General features: G+C 55.9%; 13 protein-coding genes, 3 pseudogenes and 1 other annotated feature. Of the genes and pseudogenes, 8 read left to right on the forward strand and 8 right to left on the reverse strand.

Translation table 11 applies throughout. From position 1 onward, the window contains the following. Positions 1-165: 165 nt before the first annotated feature. From PACILC2_RS25370 to PACILC2_RS25385, 4 genes are all read right to left on the reverse strand, one after another. Positions 166-387 carry an alpha/beta-type small acid-soluble spore protein gene (locus tag PACILC2_RS25370; protein WP_062491437.1) on the reverse strand — a complete coding sequence of 74 codons (222 nt, stop codon included), beginning with the start codon at positions 385-387 and terminating at the stop codon, positions 166-168. A 141-nt stretch (positions 388-528) separates the two neighbouring features. Beyond that, positions 529-1,092: a TIGR03943 family putative permease subunit gene (locus PACILC2_RS25375; RefSeq protein WP_213531765.1), complete on the reverse strand. Its 564-nt coding sequence runs from the start codon at positions 1,090-1,092 to the stop codon at positions 529-531. Between the two features lie 49 nt (positions 1,093-1,141). Continuing rightward, a complete protein-coding gene (locus PACILC2_RS25380; RefSeq protein WP_213531767.1) occupies positions 1,142-1,468 on the reverse strand; it encodes a DUF1980 domain-containing protein in 327 nt (108 codons plus the stop codon). A 35-nt stretch (positions 1,469-1,503) separates the two neighbouring features. Continuing rightward, positions 1,504-2,547 carry a permease gene (locus PACILC2_RS25385; RefSeq protein WP_213531769.1) on the reverse strand — a complete coding sequence of 348 codons (1,044 nt, stop codon included), beginning with the start codon at positions 2,545-2,547 and terminating at the stop codon, positions 1,504-1,506. Positions 2,548-2,667: 120 nt separating this feature from the next. Further along, positions 2,668-2,923, forward strand: a binding site (T-box leader). Between the two features lie 93 nt (positions 2,924-3,016). Here PACILC2_RS25385 and trpS point away from each other — a divergent pair. Continuing rightward, on the forward strand, positions 3,017-4,006 hold the full coding sequence (gene trpS, locus PACILC2_RS25390) for a tryptophan--tRNA ligase (protein WP_062496579.1): 990 nt from the start codon (positions 3,017-3,019) through the stop codon (positions 4,004-4,006). Between the two features lie 11 nt (positions 4,007-4,017). Here trpS and PACILC2_RS25395 read toward each other — a convergent pair whose 3' ends face one another. Then, the gene (locus PACILC2_RS25395) at positions 4,018-4,209 is read right to left on the reverse strand and encodes a DUF5325 family protein (RefSeq protein WP_062491442.1); all 192 of its coding nucleotides are present in this window, start codon (positions 4,207-4,209) and stop codon (positions 4,018-4,020) included. A gap of 125 nt (positions 4,210-4,334) precedes the next feature. Between PACILC2_RS25395 and PACILC2_RS25400 the strand changes: the two genes are divergently transcribed. Next, the gene (locus PACILC2_RS25400) at positions 4,335-4,568 is read left to right on the forward strand and encodes an alpha/beta-type small acid-soluble spore protein (RefSeq protein ID WP_062491444.1); all 234 of its coding nucleotides are present in this window, start codon (positions 4,335-4,337) and stop codon (positions 4,566-4,568) included. 121 nt (positions 4,569-4,689) lie between these two features. Here the strand turns inward: PACILC2_RS25400 and PACILC2_RS25405 are convergent, their stop codons facing one another. The 3 genes and pseudogenes from PACILC2_RS25405 to PACILC2_RS25415 all read right to left on the reverse strand — a co-directional run bounded on the left by PACILC2_RS25405 (position 4,690) and on the right by PACILC2_RS25415 (position 7,115). Then, positions 4,690-5,682 carry a metal-dependent hydrolase gene (locus tag PACILC2_RS25405; protein WP_213531771.1) on the reverse strand — a complete coding sequence of 331 codons (993 nt, stop codon included), beginning with the start codon at positions 5,680-5,682 and terminating at the stop codon, positions 4,690-4,692. Positions 5,683-5,875: 193 nt separating this feature from the next. Then, on the reverse strand, positions 5,876-6,292 hold the full coding sequence (gene gerQ / locus PACILC2_RS25410; protein WP_244863859.1) for a spore coat protein GerQ: 417 nt from the start codon (positions 6,290-6,292) through the stop codon (positions 5,876-5,878). 401 nt (positions 6,293-6,693) lie between these two features. Beyond that, positions 6,694-7,115, reverse strand: a pseudogene (locus PACILC2_RS25415) (cell wall hydrolase). 290 nt (positions 7,116-7,405) lie between these two features. Between PACILC2_RS25415 and cyoE the strand changes: the two are divergent. The 6 genes and pseudogenes from cyoE to PACILC2_RS25445 all read left to right on the forward strand — a co-directional run. After that, positions 7,406-8,265 (forward strand): annotated as a pseudogene (cyoE, locus tag PACILC2_RS25420) (heme o synthase). Between the two features lie 51 nt (positions 8,266-8,316). Then, positions 8,317-8,880: an SCO family protein gene (locus PACILC2_RS25425; RefSeq protein ID WP_244863858.1), complete on the forward strand. Its 564-nt coding sequence runs from the start codon at positions 8,317-8,319 to the stop codon at positions 8,878-8,880. Between the two features lie 82 nt (positions 8,881-8,962). Beyond that, complete coding sequence (locus PACILC2_RS25430) at positions 8,963-9,895, forward strand: AEC family transporter (protein ID WP_062491454.1); 933 nt, start codon at positions 8,963-8,965, stop codon at positions 9,893-9,895. Positions 9,896-9,956: 61 nt separating this feature from the next. Continuing rightward, complete coding sequence (locus tag PACILC2_RS25435) at positions 9,957-10,127, forward strand: hypothetical protein (RefSeq protein ID WP_213531773.1); 171 nt, start codon at positions 9,957-9,959, stop codon at positions 10,125-10,127. A gap of 267 nt (positions 10,128-10,394) precedes the next feature. Then, a pseudogene (locus PACILC2_RS25440) lies at positions 10,395-10,934 on the forward strand (GntR family transcriptional regulator); the annotation flags it as partial. Between the two features lie 151 nt (positions 10,935-11,085). Then, the coding region (locus PACILC2_RS25445; protein WP_213531775.1) for a helix-turn-helix domain-containing protein at positions 11,086-12,216 on the forward strand (1,131 nt) is incomplete at its 3' end.

A 12,216-nucleotide genomic window follows, 5' to 3' on the forward strand; every position in this document is an offset into this window, starting at 1 on the left:
GAATCGAATTACAATATGGCGAGCACGATGTTCCGGTTTCAGCCGAAGCATCCGGGATACCGGGAAGCGAACGGCTCCGGCTCGGCTTTCCGGTAAACGCGAAAAAGAAAAATGCTGCTTTGGGGCAGCATTTTTCTTTAATGTATGGATGTATGGAGGTGAAACTTACCGGTATTGTCCAGCGAGTTGCTGTTCTGCGATTTGTACAAGACGGCGGGTGATGTAGCCGCCGAGTGCGCCGGTGTCACGGGTTGCCATATACCCGTAATAACCGTCCTGCGGGATTTGAATGCCAAGCTCCTGGGCGACTTCAAATTTCATTTGGTCGAGCGCCGCGCTAGCTTGAGGTACAACAAGAGAGTTGCTGCTGCGGGATTGTCCAGCCATCGTATTCACCTCCTTTTGGTACCCTTAGTATGGTCCCGCTGGATGATTTTATGCGACTCCATTCGACAAAATGGAAAAAAATTCGATTCCATTGCAAAATTCGGGGATATACGATTGGGAACATCCGGATCGGAATAGGGTTCAGCCCGCGAAATCTTCATCGAAACCGGCATTCGGATAGACGTACGGCGATTCGGGCGCCTCGATTTCTTCGACCGTTTCCGCTTGCAGCAGCAGAACTTCATCGCCGTTGAAATCGGCCGTCGTCAGCTTGCCGCTGACGCGCACCCACTGATCCGGATGCAGCCGGGACGCTTCCGGCCATTCGGTGAGCAGGCCGTAAGGCATGGAATCGGCCGAGCAGCAATTCATGGCGAAGCGGCCGACGGCGAACCGATCGGTTCCCATCCCTTCTTCGCGATAGACGAAACCGCGGATTTCTACCGTTTTGCCGACAAAACGTTGGCGGTACAGATCAAGCGTTGTTAGCGTCTCGATAAACAGGTTCTCTTGCACCGCGATGCGCTCCATCTTGTACAACCGCTTCCCGTATTCGGCATGAGCCGCCGTATATTCATCGGCCGGGAACAGGTTGTCCGGATCGATTCCTTCTGTAGATGTTGCGTCCGCGGAGGCGTCTCCGTCCGGCCGCTGCGGCGCGGCGTCGCCGGCCGACCAGCGGTTCGCGATTTCCGCGCCGCCCAAAGCCATCCCTTTTTATCGGCGAGGCTGCTCCCGAGTGTCGCATCCGGCATCAGGAAACCGAGCACGACCGGCAAAACGAACAACCCGTTAACCAGAACGTTTTCCATACGGACGGGGACGGGCCGTGCGCATGTCCGCAGTCGCAATCCGCCTCCTTGCTGCCGTCAATCCAGATGCGAAACGCTTGATAAGCCTGGCAGGAGGCCGCCGCATACAGCGCGAGCGCCGACAGCTTGACGTATATCTCCATACGGGGAGCGATATACAGGCCGATCGAACCGGACCGCACCAGATGGACGATGAAAAAGGCATAGCCGGCAAAAGCCGCCGCACGAACGAGATGATGAATCAGCGATGAACGCATCGGTTTCGACATCGTATCCCAAACGCCTCCTTCCGCAGTATGCGCCGTTACGACCAGAAGATTCGTCCGATGAGCCAGGCGCCGGGCAGCACGAGCGCAACCGTCAGCACCAGCAGGACGAGCACGATTTTGAAGCGGAACGCGGACAGCAGCATGAGCATATTCTTGAAATCGATCATGGGTCCGAACACCAGAAACGCCAGAAGCGCGCCGGGAGGAAACATGCCGTTGAACGAAGCGGCGATAAAGGCGTCGGAAGTGGAACAGATGGAAAGGATAAAAGCGAAACCGGCCATAAAAGCGTAGGACAGCCACAAATGTCCGGCAATGGCGGCGATCGCTTCGCGTCCGACCGCCGTCTGGATAAGGGCGGTCAGCAGCGCGCCGAAAATCAAATATTTGCCCATATCGAAGCATTCTTCCGATGCGTGGTGGAGGACGGCGCCGAACCGTCCCTGCCGTGCCTTCGCCCGGCCGGCGTCATGCCGATGGGAATGACCGCTCTCATGAATATGCGGCGCGTCATCCGGCGAAACTTTCAAAGGATCGGTACGGACGAAGCGGTAAAGCAGCAGACCGATGACAACGGCTACGGCAAAGCCAAGTCCCATACGCGCCCATGCCATATCCGGCTGAAGCCGGAAAGCGGTAACGGTCGACGTGTAAACGACCGGATTGACGATCGGTCCGGCCAATAGGTAGACGATGCCGATATAGGCCGGCATCCCTTTGCGTATGAGCCGGCGCACGACCGGAATCATGCCGCATTCGCATAGCGGAAACAAAATGCCGAGCAAGCCGCCGAACACGGCTCCGGCGGCAGGGCGGCGCGGCGTCAGCTTGCGGATCAACCGGTCCGAGACGAAAACCTGGATCAGCGCGGAGAAGATCACGCCGAGAAGAAGGAAAGGGAAAGCCTCCAGAACAATGCTGACGAACAAAATTTTGAACAATTGGAGGTGCGGGGCGTCGATCCAATCGAACCAAGCGGACCAATCCGACCAATCCCGCGTTGTCCCGATCAGAATCGCCATCCCCAGGCAGCATAAGGCGAGTAACGGTGTGCCATATCGGAATACAAAAGCCGGCATCGTGTGCCTCCCTTCTTCTTGGTAATCATTACGACTACTATACGGTATGCGGCTTGTACCCAAAATAAGACCAACGAACATTGTCGCCTTGACATTGACGGCCCGAGCGGTATAATCATTGGTAACGCGATGATGGGAAAGAGTACATTCGGGTGAATGCGGCAGAGAGCCGGTGGTTGCTGCGAACCGGCGCATGCCCGGAATGGAATGGGTCCCGGAGTCGGCAGAAGGGATGCGTTGGGGTCGGGTTCCGGTCGAAGTTCCCGCGCAGAATGTCTGTCCGGATGATCCACGTTACGGATTCGAAAGGCCGGTTTGTCCGATTGCATTCGGAACGACGGCGAATAAGGGTGGCACCACGGTCCTCGTCCCTTGCGGGAGAGGGCTTTTTTGCGTTTTATCGCAGACAATTTCGATGGAAATCAGCAGGTAATTTTAGGGAATTTCATGAAAGGCGGGGATCACGATTATGAAACGGGTATTATCCGGCATTCAACCGAGCGGCCAATTGACGCTCGGCAACTACATCGGCGCGATGCAAAACTTTGTCAAGCTGCAGCATACGCACGATTGTCTGTTTATGGTGGTCGATCTGCACGCCATCACCGTTCCGCAGGAGCCGGAGGCGCTGCGCGAGCAGACGGAATCGGTCGCTTCGCTGTTCATTGCGGCAGGCATCGATCCCGCGAAGGCGGCCGTATTCGTACAGTCGCACGTACCTGCCCATGCCGAGCTCGGCTGGCTGATGACCACGCTCGCTTACATGGGCGAGCTGGAGCGGATGACGCAGTATAAGGAGAAATCGGCGGGCAAAGATTCGATCGGCGTCGGACTGTTCGTTTATCCGACACTGATGGCCGCGGATATTCTGCTCTATCAAGCCGATCTTGTGCCGGTCGGCGACGACCAGCGGCAGCATCTGGAGCTGACGCGCGATCTGGCGCAACGGTTCAACGGCCGGTTCGGCGATTATTTTACGGTGCCGGAGACGTATACGCCGGAAGTTGGCGCGCGCATCATGTCGCTGGACGATGCTTCGAAAAAGATGAGCAAGAGCAACCCGAATCCGGGCAGCTATATCGCCCTGCTCGATCCGCCTGATGTCATTCGCAAGAAGATCAGCCGGGCGACGACCGATTCCGGACGCGAAGTCCGTTACGATCCGGCGAACAAGCCGGAGATCAGCAACCTGATGAGCATCTTCTCCCACTGCTCCGGCGAATCGCTTGCCGAAATCGAAGCGCGCTTCGACGGGCAAGGCTACGGCGCGTTCAAGAAGGAGCTTGCCGAGCGGGTTGTCTCCGTTCTCGAACCGCTGCAGGAAAGATACCGTCAAATCCGCAGCTCGGGCGAAATTCACGACATTCTGCGCCAGGGAGCGGAGAAGGCGTCCGCCATCGCGAACAAGACGGTTGCCGAAGTGCGGGAGCGGATGGGCTTCCTGGCGGCGAAGCGCTGACTTGGCGCGAATTACAAATTGCCGCTGTCTGTGCCTTCCCGGCGGCGCAGCCGGGCCCGGACGATGAATCCGGCCCCGATATTCGCAACCGTCAGCACGAACAGCAGCACGGCGAGCCAACCGTTATGAGCAATCGAGACAGCCGTCGCCATCATAAGCAGCACGGTGACGACGGCGAACAGCAGGGATAGCGATTTGGGCATACGAATATCCTCCTGAAAAATTTTCGCTTCGCATCGCGGCGCGGGCATAGAATTCCGCTGACCGTACATAATAAGCTTGCAAGCTTGCAACAGAACACAGCGTAGAGATTGAAAGGAGACGTTCGATTATGGCAGGTCAATCCCGCAGCAGCAATACATTGGTAGTGCCTCAAGCTCGCCAAGCTTTGGAACAATTGAAATACGAAGCCGCTCAGCAACTGGGCGTGCAAATTCCGCAAGACGGCTACTACGGCAACATCGCAACCCGCGATGCCGGTTCACTCGGCGGATATATCACGAAAAAGCTGGTCCAAATCGCGGAGCAGCAACTGTCCGGCCAAGGCGGCCAATTCCGCTAATCGTCAAACGACAAAAAACGGGCTCAAGGGTTATCCTTGAGCTTTCTTTTGTTGTTTGCAGGCAAGAAGCATGCCGCTTGCACGCGGCATGCTTCTATTGTGACCGATTGCTTCCGGGGCGTCAATATGTCGTCATTCGAAGCCTTTTGGCCAGCCGGTCGTCGCTCAGCCACCCGACGTACGATCCGAGCGTTTTATAGTTGCGGTCCATCATCAGCACGGCGACGAACGGATATTGCTTGCGGTAGCGATAGCGGACGTCCGACCATCGGACCTCGTATCCCCAATCATGCTCCTTCACTTCCGCGCAGGCATAAGAAGTAAAATAGAGGAAAGAGCGGACGGCCGGGTCGCTTTTCGATTTTTCCACCGCAGGATGGTCGGAGCAGCGGGCCGTATCCGCCCAATTCAGCCTGCCTTTCCGCAAATCGCCGATCGTGAAGCTGCCGTCGGCGTTGTGCCTGACCACGTTCCATGCTGCCAGATTTACGGTCGGAATAAGAATGTACCGGTTTGCGGGCAACGTCTCGCCGAGCGGATCGAGCTTGGGGAGCATGGCCGAAATGCGGCGGTGCTCCAGCGTCCTCCATACATAGTAAAGAATTAAAGCGCCGTACAGCAGCGGAAACATGAGGGACGGCTCGACAAGGCCGAAAGCCCAGAGCGCAATGGCCACGACATGGGAGAAGAAAATGACCGGGTCGAATATATGAATAATATTCCAGGAAATCCACTTCTCCGTGAAAGGCCGCATCGCCTGCGTGCCGTAAGCGTTGAACAGGTCGGTGACGATATGGATGACGACGCTGAGAAGCACCCATCCCCCCACCGTAATGAGCGGCAGACTGCCGCGGTAGGCAATTTGCAGGGCGGCGGTAATCAATACCGTCCATATCGCAATTGCCGGCAAGGAGTGCGTCGGTCCCCGGTGGTTGCGGATATACGCCGCATTGCTGTGGAAGCGAAGCAGACCGTCGAGATCGGGCGCCTGCGATCCCGCCACCGTACCGATCAGCACGGCGGTGTGGAGCGATTGATCGCCCGCGATAGCCGGATCGACGGCGGCAAGACCGGCAAGGCCGATGCCCATGACAAGATGTGTACCGGAATCCATAGATCGTCCACTTCCTCACGTTGTAATGTTCTGTCCAGTATACGCTTTAAGTATTTCACAGGTTAGCAAGTTTCATGACGATTAAGGAAAGAATAACGGAAATCCGACAACGGCGCGGGCAGCCGAAAAGAAAAAAGAACGCTGTCTTAAGCGTTCTCTGGCTATTCTGGCTATTTTATGATAAAAACAAGCGTCAACGTCCTGAAGCCATGCCGTTCGTCTGGAACGGCGTCGTCTCCGTAACGACCCCGCCCTGGAACGGATATTGATACTTGATCGGGCCGTCGAACGTGACGTAATCGAGGTTCAGCGTAAGCAGCAAATACCGCATGCCGGTCGAAGGATCGCTGATGACGATATGGTCCCGGCCGGCCGCTTCGATTACGCCGCGGAACACTTTGGCGTTCCATTCACGGTTGTTCTCGTATGTCATGTAAAAAGTAGCCATTTTGCCGCGGTTCATGCGCAAAATGTTTTCAACGTACGACTCTTCCGACGGCGGGGCGGTCACGATGTTGCAGCCGCTCGGCGTAATGACGGACCCGCTGGGCACGCTCGGCGGCATGGGGGCGCCGTAATGTTGGCCCATAGTCGGATAACCGCCATGCATGGCTGAACCGTACCCGCCTGCTCCGTACCCGCCCATTCCGTAGCCGCCTGGGCCGTAGCCGTAAGCGCCGTAACCGTCATACCCGCTTTTCGGGACATACGATTGCGCGCCGAGGTTGGAATACGCGCCAACGTTCGACTGTGCGCCGAGGTTGGAGTACGCGCCAACGTTCGAATACGCGCCGACATTGGACGGTTTCGATTGTGCGCCGAGGTTCGACTGCGCCGCAACGTTCGAATACGCGCCGACATTCGACGGCTTCGACTGTGCGCCTAGGTTCGACTGCGCACCGAGGTTCGACTGCGCGCCGACATTCGACTGAGGCGCGATATTTCCTTGCGTATTATAAGGTAATGCCATCGATGTTGATCCTCTCTTTCCTTTTGTTCGTAAGTTGTTCGTTAATAAACGCCGGGGCAGTCTTCCCAGGACGGAGAGTAGAAGCAATGGTTTTTAAACCGGCCGCTATGCGCCTGGTTCCACCAGGTCGGCGGGCACTCGCCTGCCGGACGGAAAACCACAGCGAGTAGGTGGCGGGGTGCTGGCGCTCGCCGTTGACGAGACGCTGGGCCAACCGGATTTCCCTGTCCCGTGCCCTTTGATAAAAGTAGCTTTTTTGGGTTGCCTCGAATCCTCCGGGAGACTGGAATACCATCTGCGGAATTGTGCGGATGTTTACAAAATCAAGACAGTTGCACTTGACGCGGTTAACCATGACATTTCCAGCCATAAGCATGCCGAGATCGCCCTCGCCCTCGGCTTCCGCGCGCATGAGGCGGGCCAGCAGCTTGATATCCTCGGAATTTGCATTGACGACGGCCATTTGCGGGTTGTTCACATCCTTTCGGGTTTGCTGCCTTTAAGCGGTGCGGTCCGCTTATGGGCGTCTGACTACAATGACATTTTATTTGAAGGTTCGGCAATTGGTGCTTTGTCCCGGCCAAAAATAAAGGTTGTGTCGAAACGGCGTCTTAGAGGTGGCAAAATGATGAACAAACGCCGTGAAGATTGTCAACGCCCTGTTTTTTCGGTATCATTAGATCGATTCGATTTTACTATGTAAGGCGCGTTATGATACGCGCCTTGTCTCGCAATTAATAGGAGGCTCGCCAGGTGTTAAAAGATATGATCGCCCTGACCAAACCAGGGATTATCCGCCTAAACGCCTTTGCCGCGTTCGGGGGATTCTGGGTGGCGTCGAAATGGGAAATCGATTGGCTGCTGCTTCTGTATATGCTGATCGGTTCGTCGCTGACGATGGCTTCCGCCTGCGTTATTAACAACTACTGGGACCGGGATCTGGACGCCAGGATGGAACGAACGAAAAACCGTCCGCTTCCACAGGGCCGGCTGTCGCCTTCCGTGGCGCTCGCTTTCGGCGTTGCGCTCGGCATTGCGGGATTAGCCGTTTTGTTCTTCCTCGTCAATCCGCTGGTCGGTTGGCTCGGGGTGCTGGGCTGGTTTGTATATGTCGTCATTTACACATTTTGGCTGAAGCGCACGTCCGTATGGAATACTTCTGTAGGCGGCATTTCGGGAGCCATGCCTCCGGTTATCGGCTATTGCGCCGTTGAGGGCCAGGTCGATGCGGGCGCATGGATTTTGTTTGCCCTGCTGTTTTGTGGCAGCCCCCTCACTTCTGGTCGCTTGCCATCCGGCGGGTCGAGGAGTACCGGGCGGCTGGATTTACGATGCTGCCGGTCGTGAAAGGGATCAAGCGAACCAAGCTGCAGATGATTCCGTACACGCTATTGCTCATACCGGCCGGTATTCTGCTTTTTGCTTACGGCTATGTCGGCTATATATTCCTTGTCGTCTCGGTCGTGTTCGGAGCCGTTTGGCTCATTCAGACGGTGCAGGGTCTGAAGGCGGAAGACACGGAAAAATGGGCGAGGACGAACTTTCTGCTGTCGGTCAATTATTTGATGGTCATCTTCCTGGCCATGATTATCGATACGGACGGTATATTTTAACGAAAACGGCGGTATGTCAAACCGTCTGAAAGATAAGGGGGAGAGGGCAAGATGGCATTCGTTCGCAAACATGCCTTCAAAATCGCTCTGTTCGCGCTGTGCTTGGCGATGGCAGCCTATTTGCTTATATCCAATCTGAAGGGCGAGGGAGAGAAGCTGGAAGTGCTGCAGAAGGCGCCCGATTTTGAACTGACCAGCATCGACGGGGAACAGGTTTCGCTTCAAAATACGAACGGCAAAGTGCGGATCGTCTATTTTTACTTCGCCAGCTGTCCGGACGTATGTCCGCCGACGACGTTCATGCTGTCGCAGGTGCAGGATCAGCTCAAGGAGAAAAACCTGTTCGGCGAGAAGGCTCTGCTGATCTCGATTACGTTCGATCCGGAGCGGGATACGCCCGAAGCAATCCGCAATTTTGCCGACAAGGTGCATGCGGATTATACGAGCTGGAAGTTTTGCGGGGCGAGGAGGAGCCGACCATCGCTTTGGCCAAAGAGTTCGGGGTCGGCGTATTCAAGGACGAGAAAGGGCAGTTCTCCCATTTCAACGTCATCACGCTCGTGGACAAGGAAGGCCAGATCCGCAAATGGTACAACGGCAATGACGAAAACTTGACCCCTGAGCAGATCGTCAAGGATATGGAATCGTTGATGTAAAAAGGAGTACCGTCGCAAGGCGGGTGGGGAGAGAGACGGGAATGACGATTTTGCTGCACATCTTATGGAACAACGTGCTCCCGCTGTCAGTGATGGTCGCGATCGGCGTCATCCTGCAGCGGGCTTTTTCTTTGGATATCCGGACGTTGTCCAAGCTGAACTTTTATCTGTTTTCGCCATCCATTATTTTTGACCTGCTGTATACGACAGACATCTCCGGGCAGCTCGTGGCCCGGGTGCTGATGTTTTTTGCCGTGTTTATGGCGCTGCAGTATGCCGTGGTCGAGCTGGCCGTCCGCGGGCTGGGGCTCAACAGCGGCATGCGGAGCGCGATGCGCAACAGCGTGCTGTTCTACAACAGCGCGAATTACGGCATCCCGCTGAACCAGCTTGCCTTTGCGGGCAATCCGTACACGCTGTCGATCCAGGTGCTTATCATGATGATGCAGGCGCTTGTGCCGAATACATATGGGGTGTACAGCGTAAACGCGCACAAGAGCAATTTTCGGAATATTATGCGGCAAATCATGACGATGCCCATCATCTATGTTATCCCGCTGGCGTTCGCGCTGCGCGGCTTTTCGGTCGAACTGCCGGGATTTATCATGACGCCGATCGGCTATTTGTCGGACGCGTTCATCGGGACAGCGCTCATTACGCTCGGCGTGCAGCTCGGCAGCATGAAGTGGCAGCTCGGGGGCAAGCTGCTGAAGCTTGTGCTGACTTCCAATGCGCTTCGTCTTGCGGTCGGTCCGCTGCTGGCCGCCCTCGTCGTCTGGCTGCTCGGAATCGATGGTTTGATGGGAGCCGCGCTTATCGTATCGTCGGCCGTTCCGACTTCGCTCAGCAGCGTGCTGCTGGCGGTCGAGTTCGACAACGAGCCGGAATTTTCGTCGCAGGCGGTGTTTATGTCGACGCTGCTCAGCGTGGTGACGGTTACCGTCGTCATATACTTGCTGCAAATTCAGGGCTAGCGGCATAGCATTCGAAATGATGCCCGTGATGGAACGAAATTCGGATAGAGGAGCCGTGACGATGCGGGAACCTATGGAAACGCCGCAAGTTTCTGCCGGTCTCGATATTCCCGATGCCAATCTGCGCAGAACGGCCGAGTTGGCCGCAAAAGCCGGCATCAAGCTGAGACCGCATACGAAGACGCACAAAAGCGTATGGGCGTGCGCGGCGGACGGCTCGAACGGTTCATAACAGTCGATGCGCGGGGCAAAATTCAGTAAGGACATTCCCGTTACGCGGCTCGCCGCATGGTGGCGTTCAACCACATGGGCGCCGGCCGCGCCGCGCATCGACGCTTGATTTTCGACAAAATTAGCGGTTGCCAAAATTGAATGCGCTTTCTATAATCAACTTGCAATGGTAATTATCGATAATCGATAATTGCCGTCGGTCATAGCCTGACCATAGCCGGCAATGCAACACGGACATAAAAACGTTCGGACGGAAAGGAGGCGGAGGATGCAGTACAAGCGGCTGCCGATACAAACCGATTCCATCAGCGGCCAAGTGTATACCGCGCTCAAGAAAGATATTCTCGCCGGCAATTTGCGGCCCGGCACCAGACTGCTCGTTTTGGAATTGGCCGGCGTTTTTCAAGTCAGCCAAGCTCCCGTACGGGAAGCGCTGGAGCGGCTGAAGCAGGAAGGGCTCATTGTCGGAAAGCCGAACAAAGGCTCGGTCGTATCCAATATTACGTCCAAGGAGATCAAAGATATTTTCGTATTGCGGGAAATTATCGAAGGATTTGCGGTCCGGGAAACGCTGCCTCTCCTTACGGAAGACGATTACAACGAACTGGAAAACATAATCGGGGCGATGGACGCCGCGGTGAAGCAGAACGACATCTTGAATATTTTGGAGCTGGATATGGATTTCCACGGCTTCTTCTACAGGCGGTGCGGCAACGATGCCATTCTGGAGCTGTGGAACCATATGAAGACGAAGGTGATGCGGTTCATGGCGATATCGAACCGGTATTATACGACGGAAGGGCTTGTCGAGTGGCACAGACGGCTGATCGATGCTTTGCGCGAGGGAGATGCTGCCGAAGCGGAAAAAAATTTATCGAACATATGCACGCCTATAAAATCATTCATTTGGATTAGCGTCATGCCCCCGCGTATTTTATTTTTCAAAGGGGAAATGGAGCATGCTGAGCGACGGATTGTTGGATCAGGAAGACGCCATTCTGAAATGGATGCGGGACCGTTATCTTCGCGAGCTTGTGTCCGATCGCGGCGGCGCGAAGCGGAATGTGAAGGAAAGCTTGTCCGTTCTGAACCTGAATCCGTATTTCACCTTCCCGGCAGTGGCGCTGGTGGAGACGGCCGCCGCTGCCGAGGGCGGGTCCGGCAGAACGGCCCGCGTCGAGCGGATGCGCGACGATCTGCAGCAGTGCGCAGGGGACGGAAGCGTCGTCTTTCTGGACGAGGAAGGACGGATCGGCTTGCTGTTCTCGTGGCTGGCGCAGGATGCGGTGGAGTCGATCCGGAAAAGATTGACGCTGCAAAGCGTCCCGGTCAATATCGGCGTCGGCAAGCCGTGCCGCCGTTTGTCGGAGGTGCATGTCTCGTACCGGCAAGCGGCGCTGGCGTTGCGGAACAAATTTTACCGGGGAACCGGCCAGATCATCCATTTCAGCGAAGCCGACCGGTACCAGCCGTTGCAGGAGTATCCCGCCGGCGAAGAGAAGCGGCTGTACGAAGCGGTGAAAGCGGCCGCAAGCGCAGAGGAGATCCGGGAAGCCGTGGACGAATTTTACCGGTTCGTGCTGCGGAACGGCCCGCTCGATATCCAGCATGTCTATGAATTGACTGTCAGACTGCTGATCGGCATGGAGAAGAAGGCGCTGTCCGATGCCGGAAACGGGAGCGCTTACAAGCGGTTTGACATCATGACGCTCATCAAGCTGGAAACGCTGCAGGAGTTGAAGCGTTACGTTGCCGCTTACCTGGCCGGGCTGCGGGACAGCGTCGCGCAGAGCGGGAAGGCAAACCATCGCAGCATTATCAAGAAGACGATCAGCTATATGGAGCGGGAATGCCGTTGCGCGACATTGAATAGCGCCGCGAAGAATGTGTATATGACGCCGGCGTACTTGAGCCTTCTGTTCAAAATGAACACGGGCAAAACGTTTATCGAGCATTTGACCGACATCCGCATCGACAAAGCGAAGGAAATGCTCAGAAGCACGCATTTGAAAAACTATGAGGTGGCGGACAAGGTCGGCTACCAGGACCCCCGCTATTTCAGTCAAATATTTGAGCGTTTTGCAATAATC

It is taken from the genome of Paenibacillus cisolokensis, assembly GCF_018403665.1.
Taxonomy (GTDB): Bacteria; Bacillota; Bacilli; order Paenibacillales; family Paenibacillaceae; genus Paenibacillus_AH; species Paenibacillus_AH cisolokensis.